Below are 22379 nucleotides of genomic sequence, written 5' to 3' on the forward strand. Positions count from 1 at the left end.
GGGACAACTCGATCATAGAGTAACATGAGTCGTACAGATGGCAAAGCCTCTGCACTCTGACCTGGCCCTGAGGGCCAGGGTTTTCACATTAGACTAAAGCTTATTCTGTTGTATTCTGTTTTCCCTCCACTGGATCTATCGTACTTTGAGACTCATCAAACAGGGTGGGTTGATCTTTTTCAATAAACTTGATGAAGACAATATCATCTATTACATCTGAAATCTCCAATCCGAAAGAATCAAAGGTTTTCAGCATGAGTGCATCGGCAAACTGAGACGGTTTCCCTTTATAAAAAACTTGCATAACCGCATAGTTTGACCCCAGTTCTTTGGGCTGCATGTTCTCAATCCTGGGCATTTGTTTAAATCTTTGCTTTAATGCGATAAACCTGGGCAGAAAATTCTCCCCCTCTATTATGATATCAAAGGCATGCTCTGTTCTCAGATTCTGTGCCCAGTATGCATCAATTTTTTCACTCAGATCCTTGGCTGACAGGTTGGCGGCCTTAACAATTGCATTTATATTTCCCTGCTTGTCCATATCGCTTTTTACCGTAGCCTCTACCTGTGATGTAATGACGTTTTCTCCGGTTTCAAGGTTGTATCCTTCCAGATTGATTTTCGCATTAAAGGTTTTTTCTTCACCCATACGGTTGATGGCTTCTGACGAGCTTGCTTTCCCAAACACAATCATGTCGGCTTTCATTTCCCTGCCAAGATCCTTGGCAGCAGCAATATCATAGATAGCATCAAACGTAATATTATAGAAAGATGGATCGGGACGCTCCACGTCATTTCCTGTAACAATAAATCGATCCTGAAGCATTTTGCTGATAATAATTTGTTCTGCAAGAGACTGGTAAGGTATTGGATTATTTCCCCACCAGTATTTAGGCAGAAGATCCGATGGGGTCTTTTCCGCGATAAAAAACAGAATCACGGGTTTATCATGGTTGGCATTGAGTATTCTGGCATCGGTCAGTGTCTTTTCAAGCAGCTTGATATCCACTTTGGATTCCACACCCACAAGATAATGGCCTTTGTTTTCAATTCCGCCAAGAACGCGGTACGTAATAATGTAGTCCGATGTATGGGAGAGTATCTGATTGTAAAAAAAATCAAGATTGGATGCAAAAACATGTCTTGATAAAAGTTTAACAACGGCATTTTGAACCGCAAGATCGAGAGCGTCTGATACTGCCTTCTGCTCGGCCTGCTGGATATTATGATTGATAACCTTTCTTTTGCCTGCGGTCACACCGGTTAATACATCAGAACGGTTGGCTGCAAATGATTGCCCGGATATGAATATGATACCGATGAATAAAACAATGAAGCCGATAGCTGGCGTTTTCTTAAACATCCTTCTTATACCTTTCTTTCAATGGAATAATCTGCGATCAGACACAAAAGCTGTTTAGATTCAGAGTCTCCAAAACCATCCAGGCATGCCTTTGCTTTTTTTACATGACCTTGTGCTCTTTTTCGGGTATATTCGATTCCCTTATACGCATATAATTTTTCTTTTAATTTTTCAAACTGATCCGGATTGAACTCTACTGCTGATATGGCATCCTGCATCCACGCCTTATCCTCTGGAGATGCGTTGGCAAGGCTGTGGATCAGCGGCAGGGTCAGCTTTCCTTCCCGTATATCTGCGCCTGGATTTTTTCCTAAGTCTTGGGCACTTGCCGTGTAATCTAAGAGATCGTCAGCCATCTGAAAGGCCATTCCTAAATGAAACCCGTATTGATTCAGCGCATCTTCTTTTTCTTTTTCTACCTTTGCAAGGATGGCCCCGCACTGGCAGGCCCCCTGGATCAAAACGGCTGTTTTTCTTTCAATGACTTTAAGGTATTCTTGTTCAGAAAGATCAAGCTTTCCTTTTTTCGTCAATTGGTCTATTTCCCCCTGGGACATATCCCGGGTAATTTTCGCAATAACTGAGATGATATCCGGTTCTTTTGCTTTTGCTGCAATATCAAGGGCGCGGGCCATAAGGAAATCTCCTGTCAGCACAACTTTGGGAGCAGACCATTTTGTGTGGGCAGCTTTTTTACCACGCCGGATATCTGCTTCATCCACTACATCATCATGTAAAAGGGAGGCGGCATGAAGATATTCAAAAATAATGGAAAACTGAATTTCAAAGCCAGTGTTATAACCGCAAAGCCTTGCACTGTGAATCATCAGAAGCGGTCTCAGCCGTTTTCCGCCGCTGAAAAGAAGGTGGGAAGCAATCTCTTTAACAAGCTCCAGATTAGGATTCAAGAGATGCTCAAGGGCAATTTCTACCTTTTCCAGATCCGTTGCCGCCCTTTTAATGATTCTTTGTTTTAACCCTTTTGTCATGCAATCTCTCCGGCAATATCATATTCAAACGCATCTGTAATTCTTACATTAACCATGGTACCTATTTCAAGCCCATTAGCATAAATAAATGTAATCCCGTCCACCTCCGGAGCCTGGAACATGGTTCTGCCAATGTACACACCGGGTTCCGGATTTTCTTCAACAAGGACTTCAAAAGTTTTGCCCAATAATTTTTCATTCACTGTTTTTGAAATTTTGGCCTGGGCTGCCATGATCATGTCATGTCTTTGTTCTGCAATATCGTAAGGGATATGATCTTTTAAAAGATGGGACTTAAGATCCTCTGAATCAGAATAGGTGAATACACCCAAATGGTCAAATCTAATATCCTCAATAAACTTCATCACTATGTTGAAATCCTCTTCAGACTCACCTGGGAATCCCACAATAATAGTGGTTCTTAAAACAGCTTCGGGATCAATCTTCCTGATGGTTTTAAAAAGCGCATAAAGATCTTCATTAGTATAAGGCCGTCCCATTTTTTTGAGTATATTCGAAGAGGCATGCTGGATGGGGACATCATAGTAAGAACAAATGTTTTTATGCTTTTTTACAGCCTGCATGACCGGTTCTGTCAATGAATTGGGATGGGTATATAAAAACCGTATCCAGACATGTGTTCTGACACGCTCCTTTCCCAGGGTGTCTGCCAAAGATGTAAGAACGTGTTCAAACCCTGTTTTATCTTGAAAATCCTGACCATAATCGGTGGTATTCTCAGCCGTCAGGATAATCTCTTTGACATCCCGGGAGACAAGATCTTTGGCTTCCTTGCAGATATCATACTTTGGTCTTGACCGCTGGGTACCTCGAAGTTTAGGGATAATACAATAGGTGCACTTCCGGTTACATCCTTCTGACACTTTGATATAAGCATAAGAACCCGTGATCAGCTCTCTTTGGAAGGAAAGGTCCTGGAACGGCCTTTTGTTGGGATCAGGAAAAAGGATTAAGGGTTTGATTTCTTCGTTCTCAACGGCTTCCACAATCTGATCAATAGCGGCGGTGCCTAAAAACGCATCCACTTCAGGCAGGGTGGCAACAAGATTCTCATCATCCTTATACCGCTGGGCAAGGCATCCGGTGGCGATAAGCTTTTCACATTTTCCTGTTTCCTTGAATTTTGCCATTTCCAAAATAACATCAACAGCCTCATCAGAGGCTGTTGATATAAATCCGCATGTGTTGACAATAATCACCTGGGCAAGGGTTGGATCATGCGTTATCATGTGACCTGCCCCTACAAGCTTCCCCAGCATGATTTCGCTGTCAACCTGGTTCCTTGAGCATCCAAGGGTCTCAAGGAAAGTGATCATATTGCCTGGGTCATAAGGTCTCCCAGTTGTTTGGAAAATCTTGAAGGATTATCCAGTTTGCCGCCTTCACTGATGACAGCAATATCAAACAGAAGATCACTATAATCTTTTAAAACCGGGTTGGTGGTGTCGGTCTCAAAAATTTCTTTCATCTTGCCCATAACAGGATGGTTGACATTGACTTCCATCACCCTTTTCTGATCCGGTGTTTTCTGACCCGAAGCTTTCATGATTTTTTCCATGTAAGCACTCATGCCATAATCATCGCCGGACAGACAGGAGACAGAATCTTTAAGCCTGTTGGATACCACCACATCCTTGACCTTTTTTTCAAGCTTTCCTTTAAGAAAGGACAGGAGAGCCGAGTATTCATTTTTCTTTTCATCATCCACTTCTTCAAGATCAAGATCCCCTTTCTCCGCACTCTTAAGTTTCTTTTCCTTATACTCGGGCAGAGACTGGGTGACCCATTCATCAATGGGATCTACCATTAAAATGACTTCATAATCCTTTGCTTTCAAGGACTCAAGCAAAGGAGAGTTCATTAAGGATGTCAGACTTTCACCAGTCAGATAATAAATCTCTTTCTGGTCTTCTTTCATATTTTCAATATAGTCGTCCAGAGTGACATATTTACCGTCTGACTTGGTGGTCTTATATCTTAAAAGAGATGCCAGCCTTTCCTTGTTTTCAAAATCCGTGGGGATACCGGCTTTCAGGGCCTGGCCAAACTCAACATAGAATTCTTCGTACTTTTCTTTTTCCATACCTTCCAGCGCGGAAAAAATCTGTTTAACAAGGTTTTTCTTAATATTTCTGACCAGGCGGTCTTCCTGGAGAATCTCACGGCTCACATTAAGGTTTAAATCCGGCGCATCCACAACGCCCTGAACAAACCCAAAATATTCCGGCAAAAGCTCCTTGCAGTCATCCATGATAAAAACGCGCTTGCAATACAGCTGCATCCCATGCTTTCTTTCCGGTCTGAACAGATCCATAGGCGCCTTGGAAGGCAAATACATCAAGACATCATATTCGGTTACTCCCTCAAACTTTTTATGAATAGTTTCCAGCGGTTTGTCCCAGTTGTGGCTGATATGTTTGTAGAACTCTTCATGCTCTTCATCGGTCACATCCTCTTTGGCTTTTGACCAGATGGCTTTTCTGGAGTTCAGGGTTTCATCTTTCCTGACTTTTTTGAAGGTATCACCAATGGGTTTGCCTTTTGAATCTTTAATGATCTCATTTTCAGGAATGGGCTCACTTTTTTCAACATTCATGATGACAGGATAAGTCACAAAATCAGAATGTTTTTTCACAATATGCTGGATGGTGTATTCTTCTGTAAAATCCTGATCACCGTCTTCAGGATCTTTCAAATTAAGTATAATTGTTGTGCCGCGACTTTCTTTCTCGATCTCCTGAACAGTATAAGATCCTTTCCCGTCCGATTCCCATCTGACACCCGATTCTTCACCCGGTGCCTTTGTATCGAGCCTGACCTTGTCGGCAACAATAAATGCCGAGTAAAATCCAACACCAAACTGGCCGATCAGTTCAGGTGACAATGTGTTTTCTTTTTTGGAATTTTCCACGACTTTCATAAATGCAGCCGTGCCTGACTGAGCAATGGTCCCGATATTATCATTAACCTCATCAAAGGTCATTCCAATCCCATTATCGGAAATCTCGAAAGTCTTATTCTCAGAATCAAGGGTAAGACGAATATGATAATCATTATCATCGACAAACAGATCCGGATCTGTCTGTTCTTTGAATCTTGCCTTGTCAATGGCATCAGAAGCATTTGAAATCAGCTCCCGTACAAATATTTCCCTGTTGGAATACAGAGAATTGATGATCAGGTGCAAGAGTTGCTGCACCTCGGTTTTAAACTTACGTGTTTTTTTTGTTCCCATGTTTACTCCTGTTCTTTGTTTTTTTAATTATTAAAATAAATTATTTTTTTATAATAATTGTAGCAAAAACCAAAATGTCAAGGTATGCCAGGGGAATTTCAGCGTCAATAAAGGTTTTGTAAACGTATTATTTTTTAAATCTTTTTAACAGCCGACCGTCAATAAAGATCAATCCCATAAAAATTAATGCCATGCCGGCAAAAACATTCCATCCAGGCGTTTCTCCCAGCACCATCATTCCCAGGAATATAGCACTCACGGGAATTAAAAAGGTGACCAGCAAGATATTGGTGGCTCCTGCCTTGGACAGTACATGAAAATAAATAATATAGGCCAAAGCTGTTGAAACGGCGGAAAGCCCGAAAAGAGCAGCCCATGTCACAAGTGCGGGGTCAAGGGTGAATGGCCGTTCGATGATAAATGCCAAAGGAATCATCATAATGGTAGAGCCTGTCAGCATTCCTGCTGACACAACCACAGGGTCAAACTCCTTGAACCTGCGACCAAAAATAGCTGCAATAGCATAGAGCAGAGCTGCACCCAGCACAGCGGTCTGACCCGCGATCTTCATTCCAACACCGCTTAAGGCTTCTATGCCAATCAGAACCGCTACACCCATCCATCCGAATAAGACGCCTGCCAGCCTGTTTGTTGTCAGCGGTTCGTCTTTTGTTAAAAAGTGGGCAAGAATCACACTGAAAACAGGCGTCGTCGCATTTAAAATAGCTGCCAGGCTTGAATCAATATATTTTTGTCCCCATGTGATAAGACTGAAGGGGATCACATTATTCAGCATACCAATGGCCAGAAATGCTCCCCAGATACCAAGATTTTTTGGCATTTCACGTCCCGTAAGGCGAACAAATCCCAAGAGGAGAAAGGCGGCAAATCCCACCCGGCATAGCACAATGGTCAAAGGTGTCATCCTTTTTACAGCAATCTCTACAAAGAAAAAAGATGCCCCCCAGATAATTGAAAGAATGATGATGAGAAACCATAGTCTGGCCCCCATAACCTTATTCATATTTTCCATTCTGTATTTTCCTTTTTAAAACCAAAAGCGGTTTATAGCTTTTACAATAAGACAAACCAAATTAATAAACTAAATTAATAGATTTAGCCACCCGAATCTTGCGATTTAAAAACCTCCCGGATCATATTTATTAAAATGTTTAATCAAAGAGGACTTGAACCAAATCAACACATTGAATTTTTTGACAATACCTGCTATTAATTGGCTTTAATTTTTAAGGAATCTGATGATATGCATTATGAAGGTATGATGATAAGGCCGCCAAGTGAGGCCGATAGTATTTTATTACAGGTCACTTTAGGCTGTTCCCATAATAAATGTACATTCTGTGGCACATTCAGGGAAAAACGCTTTAATATAAAAAAAGATGATGTGATCTTTAAAGATATAGAATTTGCCAGAAAACACTGTAAAAGGCAGAACCGGGTGTTTATCTGTGATGGAGACGCCATGATCATTCCCCAGAAAAGACTGGTCAATATTCTTAAACAGATAAAGGAGCGGATTCCCTGGGTGGAAAGGGTTGGCCTGTATGCCAACACCAAAAGTATTGGCATGAAAACCGATGAACAATTAAAAGAGCTGCATGACCTGGGAGTTAAAATCGCCTATATGGGTCTTGAATCAGGGGATGATCAGATCTTAAAGGAAATTAAAAAAGGTGCTGATTCCGCAAAAATGATCAAAATGGGAAAACGGGTTAAACAAGCCGGCATTCAGCTGTCTATCACTGTTCTTCTCGGTCTTGGAGGACGGGAAAGATCTAAAATCCATGCCAGGGAAACCGGAAGGGTTCTATCTGCCATTGACCCGGATTTTGTGGGGGCGTTAACCCTGATGCTGGTACCGGGTACCGAACTCAACGATCAGCATGAAAAGGGGGATTTTGAACTCATCAACCCGGAAGAAATGCTTGAAGAACTGGGATTGATGATCGCCTCTACCCATCTTTCAGACGGGCTTTTCCATGCAAACCATGCATCCAACTATCTTCCCATCAGGGCAAAACTGCCCCAGGAAAAAGAAAAAACACTTGAACTGATATCACAGGCGCTCAAAGGAAAGGTGGAGCTTAAGCCGGAATTCATGAGAGCCTTGTAACATAAATTGAATGACACAGGAGAAACAAACAATGGCCCAAGCCAAAACAAATCTTGATCAATTAACCGTCAGCACAGTCAGAACCCTTTGTATGGATGCGGTTCAAAAAGCAAATTCCGGACATCCGGGTGCACCTATGGGCTTAGCGCCTGCAGCATATGTTTTGTTCAAACGCTTTTTAAAACACAACCCCAAAAACCCGGCATGGATCGACAGGGATCGCTTTGTTATGTCCGGAGGCCATGTCTCTTCTTTGCTTTACAGCCTTCTCTATCTTATGGGTTATGGCCTTGAACTTAGTGATCTGAAAAACTTCAGACAATGGGGTTCCAGAACCCCGGGACATCCTGAACGCGGAGATACCCCGGGTGTTGAAACCACAACCGGTCCTTTGGGCCAGGGAATTGCCAATGCTGTGGGCATGGCCATTGCAGAATGTCATCTGGCAGCCAGATTCAACATGAAAGAAAAAGAACTTATCAACCACCATACCTATGTGATGTGCGGTGATGGGGATCTCATGGAAGGGGTTGCCCTTGAAGCGATTTCCCTTGCAGGACACCTTGGACTTGGAAAACTGATCTGCCTTTACGATGACAATTCCATTACCATTGAAGGAAAAACAGACATTTCATTTACAGAAGATGTGAAAGCAAAATTTGAAAGCCAGAACTGGCATGTGGTCACGGTTGAAGACGGCAACGACCTTGCAGAAATCCAGAAAGCCATCCAGGCAGGCAAAGATGCTGTTGCAAGACCGACACTGGTACAGATAAAAACGCATATTGCCTATGGCAGCCCCAACAAACAGGACTCTTCCGATGCCCATGGCGCACCCCTTGGAGTGGACGAAATTAAGCTGGTTAAGCAGTTTTATGGAGTACCGGATGATAAGGATTTTTATGTACCCGAAGAGGTATTGGAGAACTGTAGAAAAGCCCTGATATATGGAGAAGGGTTTGAACAAAGCTGGCAGGACATCTTTAACGACTATAAAACTGAATACCCGGAACATGCTGACAAGTTTGTTGATGCTGTCAGCGGCTTTTTAACTGAGGGCTGGGATGCAGATATTCCTCAATTCGATCCTGAAGACGGACCCATTGCCACACGGGCTGCATCGGGCCAGGTACTCAATGCCATTGCTGACAGTCTACCTGCATTAATGGGGGGATCTGCCGACCTTGCACCGTCAAATAAAACTTATCTTAACAATTCAACCGAGTTTCAAAAAGATGCCTGGGAAGGACGAAATATTAGATTTGGCGTTCGTGAACATGCCATGGGTGCCATCATGTCAGGTATGTATCTTCATTCCGGCATCCGACCCTATGGCGGGACTTTCATGGTTTTTGCCGATTATATGCGCCCGGCCATCCGTATGGCATCATTAATGAAACTACCGCTGATTTATGTGTTTACCCATGACAGCGTTGCTGTGGGCGAAGACGGACCCACCCATCAGCCGGTTGAACACCTGGCATCGCTGCGGGCTATTCCGGGTCTTACCGTTGTAAGGCCGGCCGATGCCAATGAGACGGCTCTTGCCTGGAAACAGGCTTTAAAAACTATTGATTCACCCACCGCATTGATACTAAGCCGCCAAAAACTGCCCACCCTTGATGTATCCCGGCGGGACGGCGAATTTAATTATGGAGCGTATACAGTCAAAAATGTCATGGACCCGGATATGATTCTCATTGCCACTGGTTCCGAAGTCCATATCTGCGTTGAGGCAGCCGATACACTTGAAAAAGATCACAACATCAAAGCTGCCGTGGTATCCATGCCGTCCTGGGAACTCTTTGAAAAGGCCCCTGCATCCTACAGGGAAAGAATTCTGCCGTCCGGTGTGACAAAAAGAATGGCTGTTGAAGCAGGAATTTCCATGGGATGGGAAAAATACACAGGCCAGGAAGGTAAAACCATCGGCATTGATAAATTCGGTGCTTCAGCACCCGGCGAAACCGTACTCAAGGAGTATGGATTCTCCCCGGAAAATATCGTTAATAACGCGCTTGATCTTTTAAAATAACAAACCTTAAGTAGCATCTAACCCGGTGCCAAAAATTCTTTGGCTCCCGGGTTTTAAAAAAGGAGGCAGAATATGCAGATCAGTGTTAAAACAAACGCAAGAACCCAGATGGTCGATATCACTTCCCAGGTTCAAAATGCTGTAAAAGAATCCAAAATAAAAAACGGCCTTGTCCATGTCTTTTCCATGCACACCACCGCCGCGATCACCATTAACGAAAATGCAGATCCTGCCGTTGAAACAGATATTCTAAATACCATCAACAAGGTGATCCCCTGGGATGATCATTTCAAACACATGGAAGGCAATTCTGCCGCGCACATAAAGGTCAGCCTGTTCGGCCCTTCCGAAACCATACCTTTGGAAAACGGCTCTCTTGTTCTTGGCACCTGGCAGGGTATTTATTTCTGTGAATTTGACGGCCCCAGAAACCGGCGGGTGAATATTAAAATCCTCTGATGATTAATCAAATCATTATGAATATAAAATTTATGTTGCCTGTCAGAAAGTTCCTTCCTACCCAGATAGTTGTCAAATTGCAGTGATAATTATTGTGGTATTTTAATCATCATGATTATTCATTATTAATGGCGTTGGTAAGGTCATGATTCAAAAAACCATACAAAAGTCCAACAAAAAAATGCTGCGGGAGGTGAAATTGTGCATATAGATAAATCTGCAGAGAATGCCATATGGATAGAAAAAACAATAAAAGATTTCATTGAAACCTCGCCTGAAAACACATTAAAAAATCAAAACAATGATAAAGCCTTTGAAATGCCGCTGGTAGGGTTTTCAAGAGGAGACGATCCTTTATATGAGGCGTATAAAGATCATGTGGGGCCGTTCTACTTAACACCTTTGGAAATATTTACTGTTACTTTCAGGGATTTTGGCATAAAGGCTGAGGAACTGACGGTCATTAGCTGGATTCTGCCGCATAATAATGCCACCAAGGCCGATAACCGAAAAGAAAAATTTTATCCTGCTGAAAGATGGGCGAGAGGGCGCATTTTTGGTGAAGAAACCAATGAAATCCTCCGAAAACATGTTGTGACATCTTTGGAGTCAGGAGGATACAGGGCAGTCGCCCCTGTACTCACTCCCCAATTCAGCATAAGAATCTCGCCAAAGTACGGATATGCCTCTACCTGGTCTGAACGACATGCAGCTTATGCATCAGGACTTGGAACATTCGGCCTTTGTGACGGGCTTATCACTCCCTTAGGCAAGGCAATGCGTACAGGCTCCATTATTGCCCAAATTCCGGTTTCTCCCACGCCAAGACCTTATAAAGATCACCATGAATACTGCCTCTTTTTTACCAAAGGCGTTTGTGGAAAGTGCATATCCAGATGTCCTGCAGGAGCTATCACTGAAGCTGGAAAAAATAAAGAATTGTGCTATAAACACCTTGTTCCTGTTACCAAGGATTATGTGATATCAAACTATGCCCTTGACGGATATGGCTGAGGTCTCTGCCAGACAAAGGTTCCTTGTGAATCTAAAATCCCAAAAGAACAGGACGTTAATTAAAAATTGGCTTATAACCCTTTATTGAAGATTTGAATATAGGACTGTATTATAAAAATTGCTACTATTCTACTTGATGGACAAGAAGTTGCCGGTATTATAACAGATTATGGTTGCTTACCCATACCTTTCATTAATGAGCGATTTAATAAAAATTGGCCGCATGATTTATTCAGCATACTTGCTGAAGAAAGATTGGAAGAAATAAAAAAATGGTTTTATCAAAACAGTGACGTTTTAACTCAAGAATTAAAGGAAATCTCTATCCTGAAAAAAAAGATCCGGTTTGCACCTCTGTATCGTCGACCGAGAAAAATTTGGGGAATTGGTTTAAATTATAAAGCTCATGCGGAAGACCTTTCTGAAAAAGTACCTGTCTCAGAACCTGCGAGTTTTATGAAGCCCGATACCGCGATTATTGGTCATCAAGATACAATAAAAATCCCGATACTATCAGAAAAAACTACAGGAGAAGCAGAACTCGGACTGATTTTTGGAAAAAAGTGTAAAAATGTGAGGCGGGATGATTGGCGTTCTGTTCTCGCTGGAGTCACAACGATTATCGATATGACAGCAGAAGATATTCTAAAAAGGAATCCTCGAAATTTAACACAATCCAAAAGTTTTGATTCCTTTTTTAGTTTTGGGCCAATTTTATATACAATTGAAGAAATAAAAGATGTATTCAGTTTCAAAGTCCAAACAATTATCAATGGTAAATTACATGCCGAAAACACTGTTGCAAACATGACATTTCCACTCGATTTTTTAGTTGCGTATCATTCACAAATCATGACGATGCTTCCAGGAGATATTATTTCAACCGGGACACCTGGAGCAGTACCATTAAAAAATAGTGATATTATTGAATGCCGTATTAGTGGCTTCCAACCGCTAATAAATCATGTCATTGATTTAAAATTAAAAAAAAGAGGTGTTTTATGATTAAAAGAATTGCTGTTTGTGCAGATGGTACATGAAATCGTCGTGCATAAAAATATTATGGATGATTACCGGTATAAATTATCAACAACCTATCAAAATGCCCATATTACTACTTTCACCGATATCACGGGGACATCAATTTTTGTTTAAGGCCTGAGAGACGTAAAGCGGTTTTATTATTATTCAGCGCCATCTTAAGGGCTTTTGAAGACCCTACAATGATCACCAGGTTTTTCCCCCGGGTCATGGCCGTGTATAAAAGATTTCTTTGCAACAGGGGAAAATGGGCGGTTGTCAGTGCAACAATGACAGCTGCATACTCACTGCCCTGGGATTTGTGGACGGATATGGTATAGGCCAGGGTGAGTTCATCCAGTTCCAGGATATCATATTCAACGATGCGGCCGTCATAATCCACCAGAACACGGCTTTTGGATTTAATGACTTCATGAACGATACCGATATCCCCGTTAAACACATCTTTTTCATAATTGTTTTTCAGATGCATGACCTTGTCATTGGGTTTAAATATGATGCCCCCGGCCTCTATGCCGCCCCTGGATTGATTTAATACCCTTTGAAGCTGCTGGTTCAGATTAATGGTACCGGCCTGCCCCCGATGCATGGGAGTTAAGACCTGTATTTCATCAATGTGGGGAAATGCTTTGGGCACCCGTTTTGAACAAAGCTCGAGGATGGTCTCCACCACTTTTTCAGATTCCCGGTTCTCAATAAAATAAAATTCTGACAATTCACCCGACTTAGCTTTCTGAAAATCCGGCATCTCTCCGTTCCGGATTTTGTGGGCATACATGATAATAGGGCTTTCCTTGGCCTGCCTGAATATATTTGTTAAAGAGAAGACTTTTACTCGATCAGATTCAATAATATCAGACAATACATTGCCGGGGCCCACAGAAGGAAGCTGGAATGTATCGCCCACAAGTATCAGGTTTGCACTTACCGGCATGGCTTCAATGAGCCGGTACATGAGCAGGGTATCCACCATTGAGGCTTCATCCACAACCAACACATCCAACTCAAGGGGATTGGCAAAATTTCTCTCAAATGTCTGGTTTTCATAGTCAAATCCCAAAAGCTTGTGCAGGGTAAAGGCCTTTTTTCCTGTTACTTCGGAAAGGCGCCTGGCAGCCCTTCCTGTGGGGGCACTCAACGCCACCTTTAGATCCTGCCATCTGTAGACCGCACACAATGCCCGTATCAGGGTTGTTTTTCCGGTTCCCGGCCCCCCTGTGATCACAACAATTTTTTCATGCAATACATTATTGACAACACTCAATTGTTCTGTGGATAATTTTATGGCAAGATTTATCAGCACTTTTTCAAGGATTTGATCTTTGTTGATTTGCCGAGAAATTACAGACATGGATAAAATGGCTTTCATCCTTGATGCAATACCTGATTCAGCCCTGTAAAGCCTTGAAAGATAAACTTTTATATCATCTTCATCCGGTTCCGTCCTTACTTCCTCCAAATCAATCAATGCTTCCAGCGCCTGCTCAAATTTATCCGGTTCCACACCTGATGTTTTTGAACATAATTTGAACAATTCTTTTTTTAATGTATAAACATGCCCCTCTTTTTCAGATAACAAAATCGTGTGGACCAGGCAGGCCTGAAGACGGTTTTCATCATCTTTTTTGCCCCCTGCTTTCATGGCAATCATGTCTGCTATGGCAAACCCGATCCCGGGAAGATCCTTTGCAATGGCATAAGGATTCTGCTGCAAAATGTTCAGAGTTTCAGGACCATAGATTTGAAGAATAGTGGCGGCATGATACACGCCCACATCATTTTCCTGGAGGAATTGCATAACCCTTCTAACTGCATGGTGCTTGTTCCAGGCCTGCTCAATGAGTTTTTTCTTGGCCTCTCCGATTCCGTAAATTTTTTTTAGTTTCTCAGGTTCGTTTTCAAAGATATCCAGAGTTCTTTCTTCAAACTGATCCACTATTTTATCGGCCAGTGATTTACCGATTCCTTTAATCATGCCCGAGCCAAGATATTTACGAATCCCTGAAACCGTGGCAGGCAAAACAACCTTATAAACTTCTGCTTTAAACTGGTCTCCATATTTGGGGTGCGTGGTCCATTTCCCTGAGACCTCAAGGCTTTCACCTTCAAACACCCCGGCAAGATGACCCACAATGGTGACAGGATCACTGATTTTAGCGATCCGAAGTTTCGCAACCGTATAATGGTTGTCCTGATTCTGATAGGTCAGTCGGTCTAAAATGCCTTTGATGGTGATCATCTAAATCTTCACATTCTTGATGATCCAAAGGGCGGTTTCATAAAGATCCGATCCGATAAAATCAGGCGTGATGCCTTTTTGATAAAGCTGGTGCTCTGCCTTTAATCCATTGCCTGTTTTGACCAGCAAAGATTTCGAGCATCCTGCATTGCGTGCGCATTCAATATCTTTTGCACTGTCCCCCACCATGCAGGAGCGAGCAAGATCAATCCGGTATTTTTTTTGGGCCTCAAGGATCAGCCCTGGTTTTGGCTTTCTACAGGAACAACACTCTTCCGGGGTATGGGGACAAAAGAAAACATCTTTGATGTCTCCACCCGCCTTTTTAACACCATCTTTCATTTTTTTAAAAATAATATCCAAAGCTTTCCGGGTGGCCATCTTTCTGCCGATCAAAGACTGATTGGTGATCACAATGACATGAAAACCATTTTTACAAAGAAGGGCGATCGCCTCAGGACTTTTGGGGATAAACTCAAACTCTGATTCATTTTTAACATATTCAGAAGAATCTATATTAATGACTCCATCCCGATCCAGAAAAACGATATATCCCATAATTTATTTTCTTTATTCTGCAACTGCAAAGGCACTGCCAAAGCCTTGTGCGATGATTTTTTCACTGAACCTTATGGCATCCTTCAAATTGGTAAACCTGCCGATTCTCACCCGGTAAAACGTCCCCCGGTCGTCCGTAAAAGTAGTAATATGGGCGTTTTGATAAGTTTTTGATAATTTATACCGGTATTTTTCTGCATTGGCTTTGATCTGGAATGCCCCCACCTGGATCGTGAGGTTGCCTTTCCAGTAATCAACGGGTTTAAAGGCAATAGGATCTTTTGTTTTCTTGGAATATGATGTGGCCCTTCCAAGGGCGGTTACCCTTACCTTTGCTGTTCCGGAGCCTGCGATCCCGATACGTTTTGCCCCGGTGTAAGAAAGGTCTATGATCCTCCTATAAACAAACGGGCCGCGGTCATTAATCCTCACCACAATCTTCCGGTTGTTTTCAAGATTATGGACACTGACCCAGGTATTCATGGGTAGTGTTTTATGAGCGGCCGTCATGGCGTGCATGTTGTAAATTTCACCATTGGAAGTTTTTCTTCCATGAAACTTTTTGCCGTACCAGGATGAAATCCCGGTCTGGACAAATCCGGTGGCACTGGCAATCGGAGTATATTGAACCCCTTTTATTTTATAGGGCCTCTGAGTTGCAGGGCTTTTTTGTCCGGTGGATACCGATGGACTTGTTTTATATGTTGATGATTTCGAGGGCGGGATATGGGCTTTCTTATATGGGGTATCAAGAGTGCTTGCGCAACCGAAAAGGGCCAGTGAAAACAATATCATGATCTGGGTTCTGAACATACAAAGATTACTCCATAATATCCAACATTATCGGTCAAGCGCTAATTCTAATACATCTTTCATTTTATCAACAAAATAAAAATCAATGGAATCTCTTATATAATCCGGCACGTCCTCCATATCTTTTTGATTCCATAACGGCAGGATAAGCTTCTTGATTCCTGCCCTGTGTGCTGCGATAACCTTTTCCTTTATTCCGCCCACCGGCAGAATTTCTCCTCTAAGCGTAATCTCTCCACTCATGGCCAGACGCTTTTTCACAAGCCGTCCCGTCATCAAAGAAGTAAGACAGGTCAACATGGCCACACCGGCAGAAGGACCGTCTTTGGGGATAGATCCTTCAGGCACATGGATATGGAGATCATGATTGCCAAAAAAAGATTCATCCACTTTTAATTTTTTTGCGTTGGCCCGGATAAAACTTAAGGCCGTGCTGGCAGATTCCTTCATGACATCCCCAAGCTGTCCTGTTAAGGTAAGCCCTTTTCCGCCTTTCATGGCCACAGCCTCAATAAAAAGAATCTCTCCGCCATAGGGTGTCCAAGCAAGCCCGATAACTACCCCGGGCTTCTCTATCCTCAAGACCAGATCCGGCATATTGGGGGCTGGCCCCAAATATTCATGCAGATCTTTTTGTCCCACAACCAGGATGTTGGCTTCTCCTTCAGCAATCTTGCTTGCAACCCCCCTGCACACAGATCCGATATGCCTCTCCAGATTTCTTAAGCCGGATTCCCTTGTATATCCTGAAATGATCTTTTTAACCGCACCGGACGTAATTTTAATCTGGGTCGCATTAAGGCCGTTGGCTTCCCTTTGCCTGGGAATCAAATATCGTGTGGCAATTTTTAATTTTTCTTCTTCCGTATAACCGCTCAGTTCCAAAATTTCTATCCTGTCCCGCAGGGGTGCAGGAATCGTATGAAGTACATTTGCTGTGGTTAAAAACATTACATCGGAAAGATCAAAAGACACATTCAGGTAGTGATCTGAAAACGAGAAGTTCTGCTCCGGGTCCAGGACCTCCAGGAGGGCGGAAGAAGGATCGCCATGATAGGATGAATCCATCTTGTCTATTTCATCCAGCATGAACACGGGATTTTTTGTGCCGGCTTTTCTCAAATGCTGAATAATCCTTCCCGGAAGCGCACCCACATAGGTCCTTCTATGGCCCCTGATTTCAGCTTCATCACGAACCCCGCCCAGGGAAATTCTGACAAACTGTCTGCCCAGGGCTCTCGCAATGGATCTGCCAAGGGATGTTTTTCCAGTTCCGGGAGGGCCTGCAAAACAGAGAATCGGGCCTTTGGAGTCATCTTTCAATTTTCGAACAGCCAGATATTCAAGAATTCTTTTTTTGGGCTTTTCAAGGCCATAATGATCATTGTTCAGTATTCTTCTTGCCTCTTTAATGTCGAGATTGTCTTTAGATCTCTTATTCCAGGGTAATGATGTCAGCCAATCCATATAGGTTGAAGCCACTACATATTCAGAAGATGACGGATGCATTCTTGACAGGCGCCGCAACTCCCGTTCCGCTTCTTTCTGTGCCTCTTGCGGCAACTTCTTTTCTTTAATTATAGCCTGGTATTCTTTTATCTCAACACTTTCGTCTTCTGTTTCACCCAGTTCTTCCTTTATGGCTTTCAACTGCTGACGAAGATAGTATTCCCGCTGCTGCTTATCCATATCTTCTTTTACCTGGCTCTGGATTTTGGAGCCCATTTCAAGGATCTCCAATTGGTCATTTACCAGCCGGGTCACTTTTTTCAAGCGTTTAGTGACATCCAAAAGTTCGATAACTTTCTGCTTTTCTTTGACAGGAGCATTGATGGTGGAGGCCACCATATCCGCAAGAACATTGGGTTCCTGCAATGATTTGATCATATGACCCATTTCTGAGGGAAGCCCCGGAGACAGCTCTACAATTTTCTTATACTGTTCAATAATATTGGCCATCAAAGCTCTGTTTTCTTTGTTTTTGCCAGCATTTTTGCTTTCCATGACACCAATTTTGGCCTGCATATATTTTTTGTCCTGGAGGAACTTTATGACCCTGAAACGGTTTAATCCCTGTATTAAAAGCTGGGCTTTATCATCTTCCATTTTGGACATTTTTAAAATAACGGCCACTGTGCCGATCCGATAAAGATCGTCTGCCGTATGTTTGGAATCAATATCAGATCGCTTGGATAATAGCAGTCCCAGCATTCGGTTTCCGGACATGGCCTCATCAATCAGCTCGACCGCTTCGTTTTGAATCAATACCAGGGGCAACACCATTTTAGGGAAAAGATTGGTGTCAACAATGGGAAGAATGGGAATGATGTCCGGGATATTATCTGATGTTATATTGCGTGGAGGATGCCTGAGATCATCCATTATAGTCTGGTTCCTTTTGGAATCTATGGCTTAAATGAAATCCAGGGAAACATTTCGTTTGCTCTTAATATTTTTACTGAACAGTTTTCCCAAAGTAAGCTCCAAAAATCCATTTAAAAATGTGGCGGATACTTTTTCGACATCAATAATATTTGGCAGATACAGGACTCGCTCAAACTGTCCGAATTGTATTTCTGCAAGCCTGTATGTGGCTGTCTGGTCCTGATGATTACTTTTCCTGCTTCCTGACATCTTGACGGCTTTGTTACTCACTTCAATAACAATATCTTCTTTTCTTACACCTGCTATCTCAGCCTGGATAATAATCTCACTTCTTGTTTCAAATATATCCATCTGAGGTTTCCATACCCGTTTTGAAAAACAGAACATGGGATTGACAGAATGAAACATCTCTTCAAAAGATTTTTCTTCAGTAGATTGTGTTTCAATATTATCTCCAAACCGAATTTTTATGTGTTTCATATAAAACTCCTGATGATGCTGTTAAATCGATCATCTGATGATTCGATGAGAATACCATTTGAGTCAGATATTGTAAAGCTGTATTATAAAGACTATTTCACAAAAAACATGCGGGCCTGCCCTTTAAATAATAAAATATATTGAAATGAGTTCCTGTGAATGGTAAATGCATTTTCTATACTATATATTTTTTTTATTTAACTGTTAAGTATAGCAAACTTTTTTTAACAATATTACGGCAAGAAAATAATGACTGTTAAAAATAATAATATTTTTTTGCTCAAATACTTTCCCGCATTGATAAGCGGCACGGCTTTAACGCTCTCTTTCCCCAAGACAGGACTCTCATTCCTTGCTTTTTTTGCCCTGATTCCGTGGCTTGTATCCATCCGGTCGATGACATCAAAAGAGTCTTTTTATAGCGGTTTTATTGCAGGATTTTTCTTTTTTTTAACCCTTATTTATTGGGTTGTCCCGACCATACATGTATATGGCGGACTTCACCCGGTTCTTGCAATTTCCACACTCATCCTTTTATGTTTCTACCTTGCTCTATATCCGGCGATTTTTGCCTTTCTTTTAAAAAAAATAGATCAGAAATCCTGTTTTGCTCCAATATTTGCATCCTGTCTCTGGACAGGTCTTGAGTATATCAGAACATATGCATTCACAGGTTTTTCATGGGGGATTTTGGGATACAGCCAGTATTTAAATCTTTCATTGATTCAAATTGCTGATTTTTCAGGAGTTTATGGGGTATCCTTTCTCATTGTTCTCATCAATTATCTTCTGGCAGTCATCTGGATGACGGTGGTCAAAAAAAATCTGCAAAAAAAAATATTCCTCCCGGTTATTTATACTATCATCCTGATTGCAGGAGCTCTTTTTTATGGCAGCCAAAAAATCAACTCCGTTGATTCTCAAATTGAAGCGGCACAAAAAACAACCATTTCTATTGTTCAGGGCAATATTAAACAGGATTTGAAATGGAATGATGCATTTAAGACCCGGACTATAGAAAAATATATCCTTCTTTCCCGTGCTGAATCCAAAAGGACTGGTTCAAAAAAGGCTGACCTTGTGATATGGCCGGAAACTGCTCTGCCATTTTATTACGGGTTTGACAGGCAGTTGTCAAACCAGGTGGATCAATGTGTGCGGTCATTAAAAACAAACTTTCTGATCGGAAGCCCTGCATTCAAGTCTGATGAAAATCAGATCAAGTTTTACAATCGGGCTTACATGCTGAACCGGTTTTCCATTGTTACAGGAACCTATGATAAACACCACCTGGTACCGTTCGGAGAATATGTTCCCCTGGGGGACTATCTGACATTTTTAGGGAAAATCACTGCCCAGGCAGGAAACTTTTCCATTGGCGATAAAACATTTAAACCCCTGGAATTCAATAATCATAACCTGAAGGTCACACACAAAACAGGGGTGCTCATCTGCTTTGAAATTCTATTTCCATCCATTGCATCCAAATTTGTAAAAAACGGGGCTGATATCCTCACCACAATTACCAACGATGCCTGGTTTGGGCATACATCGGCTGCTCAGCAGCATTTTTCCATTGCTGTATTCCGATCTGTTGAGAGCCGCAGAACCATAGCAAGAGCTGCGAACACAGGGATTTCAGGCTTCATCGATCCAAAGGGGAAAATTCTTGAAACAACCTCCTTGTTCACAGACCAGGCCATTACTCGACAAGTCCCTGTCCTAAAACAAATCAGTTTCTATACAAAATATGGGGATATTTTTGCCATCAGTTCAATCGTTGCAATCTGCTTTGCTTTTATGTTAAAAGGGTTTAGAAAAAAAGTTTAGGAGAAATCAAAATGAATTCGGAATTAAAACAAAATATCCAAGCCATATATACCAAAGCCGAAAAACTCAAGGAGTATCTTTGACCTCCCTGTAAAACAAAAGCGCCTACGCGAACTTGAACATATTATCTCCCAAAAAGAGTTCTGGAACGACTCAGATAAAGCCACCGGTCTTTTAAAAGAGAGAACTTCTCTTTCAAATCTTCTGGAAACCTGGGAAAGCATTTACAAAGACATTGAAGATGCGGAAGTCCTTCTGGAACTTGCCCATGAAGAATCGGATAAAGAGAGTGAAAAGGAAGTGGCTGTCCTTTTATCAGCACTTGAGAAAAAAATTAAAAAATTCTCTATTCAGATCACCCTTGACGGTGAAGACGATGCAAGAGATGCCCTTGTTTCCATCAATGCCGGTGCCGGTGGAACAGATTCCCAGGATTGGGCTGAAATGCTGTTTCGCATGTACACCCGATGGATTGATAAAAAAGGATATAAATATCAAATCATTGATTATCAGCAAGGGGAGGAGGCCGGAATTAAAGGGGCAACCCTTCGCGTTTCCGGGGAAAACTGCTACGGGTTTATGAAAGTTGAATCCGGAGTTCACCGCCTTGTCAGGATTTCACCCTATAATGCGAGTGGAAAACGCCATACATCATTTGCATCCGTATTTGTCTATCCTGAAATAAAAGATGAAATTAAAATCGACATTGATGAATCAGATCTGAGAATTGATGTGTACCGGGCCAGTGGTGCCGGTGGACAGCATGTGAACAAAACCAGCAGCGCGGTCAGAATCACCCATCTTCCCACTGGAGTGGTGGCTCAGTGCCAGCAGGAATCCTCTCAGCACCGCAACAAAGAGATTGCATTTAAGGTTTTAAAATCAAGGCTTTACCAGATTGAAAAGGAAAAACAGAATAAAAAAATGCAAACTCTTCACGATGGTAAAGATGATATTGCCTGGGGAAGCCAGATCAGATCCTATGTTCTTCACCCCTACAGGATGGTTAAAGATCATCGAACGGATTTTGAAATGGGTGACGTGGACAGGGTTCTAAATGGCGACCTGGACCTTTTTATTGAAGGAGTTTTACTCTCATAAAAAAATGGACCCGCTCTTCATCATTGAAAGATTTTATACGCCCGGTACAAAACTTCACCAGGTTCTTGTTGAGCACAGTCAAATTGTCACTAAAAAAAGTCTTGAAATCGCCCGCAATCTGATTCATCTGAACCCGGATCTTGACTTTATTAAAGATGCTGCCATGCTGCATGATATCGGCATCTATCTGACCCGGGCAGAATCTATTGGTTGTAATGGTGAAGCGCCTTATATCTGTCATGGATACCTCGGGCGAATGCTTCTGGATGAACAGGGACTAACCCCTGAATACGGCCTTGTCTGTGAGCGGCATACGGGTGCGGGAATTACAAAAGAAAATATCATATCAAACGGCCTTCCGCTGCCCAAAAGAGATATGGTACCCATCAGCCTCGAAGAAAAAATTATCTGTGCTGCAGACAAATATCACTCTAAAAATCCGAAACATGCCGATAAAAAAATAACCACGATTCAAATCATTGAAGAACTCGAAAAAATAAACAAAAATCATGCACAAAGATTTTCAGGCTGGGCTGAAGAATTCAAGTTGTAATCATCAGTCCCTTCAGCTTGCAATTGCCTCTAAGAAGGAATTTCCCGGTCTCCTTTAAAACAGAAAACCCTTTTATTTGTTTGACATCTTAAATAATTATTATTAATTGATCGTATTTGGTATGGAACG

At 42.1% G+C, this 22379-nt stretch carries 18 protein-coding genes; 8 read left to right on the forward strand and 10 right to left on the reverse strand.

Features of this window, described 5'->3' with window-relative positions:
• Window positions 1-100: 100 nt before the first annotated feature.
• The 5 genes from QAI40_RS06430 to QAI40_RS06450 all read right to left on the reverse strand — a co-directional run bounded on the left by QAI40_RS06430 (window position 101) and on the right by QAI40_RS06450 (window position 6641).
• Window positions 101-1363, reverse strand: a complete 1263-nt coding sequence (locus tag QAI40_RS06430) for a hypothetical protein (protein ID WP_299979483.1) — start codon at window positions 1361-1363, stop codon at window positions 101-103.
• Window positions 1364-1368: 5 nt separating this feature from the next.
• Window positions 1369-2352, reverse strand: a complete 984-nt coding sequence (locus tag QAI40_RS06435) for a polyprenyl synthetase family protein (protein ID WP_299979486.1) — start codon at window positions 2350-2352, stop codon at window positions 1369-1371.
• Entirely contained in the window at window positions 2349-3689 is a 1341-nt protein-coding gene (rimO, locus tag QAI40_RS06440; protein ID WP_299979488.1) for a 30S ribosomal protein S12 methylthiotransferase RimO, read from the reverse strand. Before rimO ends, QAI40_RS06435 begins: the two co-directional genes overlap by 4 nt.
• Window positions 3686-5608: a molecular chaperone HtpG gene (htpG, locus tag QAI40_RS06445; RefSeq protein ID WP_299979490.1), complete on the reverse strand. Its 1923-nt coding sequence runs from the start codon at window positions 5606-5608 to the stop codon at window positions 3686-3688. Before htpG ends, rimO begins: the two co-directional genes overlap by 4 nt.
• A gap of 127 nt (window positions 5609-5735) precedes the next feature.
• Complete coding sequence (locus tag QAI40_RS06450) at window positions 5736-6641, reverse strand: DMT family transporter (RefSeq protein WP_299979493.1); 906 nt, start codon at window positions 6639-6641, stop codon at window positions 5736-5738.
• A 231-nt stretch (window positions 6642-6872) separates the two neighbouring features.
• Between QAI40_RS06450 and QAI40_RS06455 the strand changes: the two genes are divergently transcribed.
• The 5 genes from QAI40_RS06455 to QAI40_RS06475 all read left to right on the forward strand — a co-directional run bounded on the left by QAI40_RS06455 (window position 6873) and on the right by QAI40_RS06475 (window position 12255).
• Window positions 6873-7742: a radical SAM protein gene (locus QAI40_RS06455; RefSeq protein ID WP_299979496.1), complete on the forward strand. Its 870-nt coding sequence runs from the start codon at window positions 6873-6875 to the stop codon at window positions 7740-7742.
• A 31-nt stretch (window positions 7743-7773) separates the two neighbouring features.
• Window positions 7774-9777, forward strand: a complete 2004-nt coding sequence (gene tkt / locus QAI40_RS06460; RefSeq protein WP_299979499.1) for a transketolase — start codon at window positions 7774-7776, stop codon at window positions 9775-9777.
• Window positions 9778-9849: 72 nt separating this feature from the next.
• A complete protein-coding gene (locus tag QAI40_RS06465) occupies window positions 9850-10236 on the forward strand; it encodes a secondary thiamine-phosphate synthase enzyme YjbQ (RefSeq protein ID WP_299979502.1) in 387 nt (128 codons plus the stop codon).
• A 201-nt stretch (window positions 10237-10437) separates the two neighbouring features.
• Entirely contained in the window at window positions 10438-11250 is an 813-nt protein-coding gene (locus QAI40_RS06470) for an epoxyqueuosine reductase (RefSeq protein WP_299979505.1), read from the forward strand.
• A gap of 255 nt (window positions 11251-11505) precedes the next feature.
• Window positions 11506-12255 (forward strand): fumarylacetoacetate hydrolase family protein, encoded by a 750-nt coding sequence (locus tag QAI40_RS06475; protein WP_299979508.1) that lies wholly within the window; start codon window positions 11506-11508, stop codon window positions 12253-12255.
• A 124-nt stretch (window positions 12256-12379) separates the two neighbouring features.
• Here the strand turns inward: QAI40_RS06475 and recD2 are convergent, their stop codons facing one another.
• The 5 genes from recD2 to QAI40_RS06500 are packed head-to-tail and all read right to left on the reverse strand — an operon-like array spanning window position 12380 to window position 18766.
• On the reverse strand, window positions 12380-14530 hold the full coding sequence (gene recD2 / locus QAI40_RS06480) for an SF1B family DNA helicase RecD2 (RefSeq protein WP_299979511.1): 2151 nt from the start codon (window positions 14528-14530) through the stop codon (window positions 12380-12382).
• A complete protein-coding gene (gene gmhB, locus QAI40_RS06485; protein WP_299979514.1) occupies window positions 14531-15088 on the reverse strand; it encodes a D-glycero-beta-D-manno-heptose 1,7-bisphosphate 7-phosphatase in 558 nt (185 codons plus the stop codon).
• 12 nt (window positions 15089-15100) lie between these two features.
• Complete coding sequence (locus QAI40_RS06490; RefSeq protein ID WP_299979517.1) at window positions 15101-15901, reverse strand: septal ring lytic transglycosylase RlpA family protein; 801 nt, start codon at window positions 15899-15901, stop codon at window positions 15101-15103.
• Between the two features lie 27 nt (window positions 15902-15928).
• Window positions 15929-18283: an endopeptidase La gene (gene lon / locus QAI40_RS06495; RefSeq protein WP_299979521.1), complete on the reverse strand. Its 2355-nt coding sequence runs from the start codon at window positions 18281-18283 to the stop codon at window positions 15929-15931.
• A gap of 30 nt (window positions 18284-18313) precedes the next feature.
• Window positions 18314-18766, reverse strand: a complete 453-nt coding sequence (locus QAI40_RS06500) for an Hsp20/alpha crystallin family protein (protein ID WP_299979524.1) — start codon at window positions 18764-18766, stop codon at window positions 18314-18316.
• 249 nt (window positions 18767-19015) lie between these two features.
• Here QAI40_RS06500 and lnt point away from each other — a divergent pair, with 249 nt between their 5' ends.
• The 3 genes from lnt to QAI40_RS06515 all read left to right on the forward strand — a co-directional run bounded on the left by lnt (window position 19016) and on the right by QAI40_RS06515 (window position 22250).
• The gene (gene lnt, locus QAI40_RS06505) at window positions 19016-20596 is read left to right on the forward strand and encodes an apolipoprotein N-acyltransferase (protein WP_299979527.1); all 1581 of its coding nucleotides are present in this window, start codon (window positions 19016-19018) and stop codon (window positions 20594-20596) included.
• 11 nt (window positions 20597-20607) lie between these two features.
• Window positions 20608-21697 (forward strand): peptide chain release factor 2 gene (prfB, locus tag QAI40_RS06510; protein ID WP_299979530.1). Its coding sequence is split into 2 segments (ribosomal slippage): window positions 20608-20664 and window positions 20666-21697, totalling 1089 coding nucleotides; the frame shifts between segments, so codons are not numbered across the junction.
• The gene (locus tag QAI40_RS06515; protein ID WP_299979531.1) at window positions 21654-22250 is read left to right on the forward strand and encodes an HDIG domain-containing metalloprotein; all 597 of its coding nucleotides are present in this window, start codon (window positions 21654-21656) and stop codon (window positions 22248-22250) included. The genes prfB and QAI40_RS06515 overlap by 44 nt, the downstream gene beginning before the upstream one ends.
• Window positions 22251-22379: the final 129 nt, after the last annotated feature.

It is taken from the genome of Desulfobacula sp. (assembly GCF_030611305.1).
Taxonomy (GTDB): Bacteria; Desulfobacterota; Desulfobacteria; order Desulfobacterales; family Desulfobacteraceae; genus Desulfobacula.

What these genes read in the sequence shown, in the direction of transcription:
- QAI40_RS06430 (WP_299979483.1), bottom strand. Translation starts at nt 1,363, where the DNA reads ATGTTTAAGAAAACGCCAGCTATCGGCTTCATTGTTTTATTCATCGGT.
- QAI40_RS06435 (WP_299979486.1), bottom strand. Translation starts at nt 2,352, where the DNA reads ATGACAAAAGGGTTAAAACAAAGAATCATTAAAAGGGCGGCAACGGAT.
- rimO (WP_299979488.1), bottom strand. Translation starts at nt 3,689, where the DNA reads ATGATCACTTTCCTTGAGACCCTTGGATGCTCAAGGAACCAGGTTGAC.
- htpG (WP_299979490.1), bottom strand. Translation starts at nt 5,608, where the DNA reads ATGGGAACAAAAAAAACACGTAAGTTTAAAACCGAGGTGCAGCAACTC.
- QAI40_RS06450 (WP_299979493.1), bottom strand. Translation starts at nt 6,641, where the DNA reads ATGGAAAATATGAATAAGGTTATGGGGGCCAGACTATGGTTTCTCATC.
- QAI40_RS06455 (WP_299979496.1), top strand. Translation starts at nt 6,873, where the DNA reads ATGCATTATGAAGGTATGATGATAAGGCCGCCAAGTGAGGCCGATAGT.
- tkt (WP_299979499.1), top strand. Translation starts at nt 7,774, where the DNA reads ATGGCCCAAGCCAAAACAAATCTTGATCAATTAACCGTCAGCACAGTC.
- QAI40_RS06465 (WP_299979502.1), top strand. Translation starts at nt 9,850, where the DNA reads ATGCAGATCAGTGTTAAAACAAACGCAAGAACCCAGATGGTCGATATC.
- recD2 (WP_299979511.1), bottom strand. Translation starts at nt 14,530, where the DNA reads ATGATCACCATCAAAGGCATTTTAGACCGACTGACCTATCAGAATCAG.
- gmhB (WP_299979514.1), bottom strand. Translation starts at nt 15,088, where the DNA reads ATGGGATATATCGTTTTTCTGGATCGGGATGGAGTCATTAATATAGAT.
- QAI40_RS06490 (WP_299979517.1), bottom strand. Translation starts at nt 15,901, where the DNA reads ATGTTCAGAACCCAGATCATGATATTGTTTTCACTGGCCCTTTTCGGT.
- lon (WP_299979521.1), bottom strand. Translation starts at nt 18,283, where the DNA reads ATGGATGATCTCAGGCATCCTCCACGCAATATAACATCAGATAATATC.
- QAI40_RS06500 (WP_299979524.1), bottom strand. Translation starts at nt 18,766, where the DNA reads ATGAAACACATAAAAATTCGGTTTGGAGATAATATTGAAACACAATCT.
- lnt (WP_299979527.1), top strand. Translation starts at nt 19,016, where the DNA reads ATGACTGTTAAAAATAATAATATTTTTTTGCTCAAATACTTTCCCGCA.
- QAI40_RS06515 (WP_299979531.1), top strand. Translation starts at nt 21,654, where the DNA reads ATGGCGACCTGGACCTTTTTATTGAAGGAGTTTTACTCTCATAAAAAA.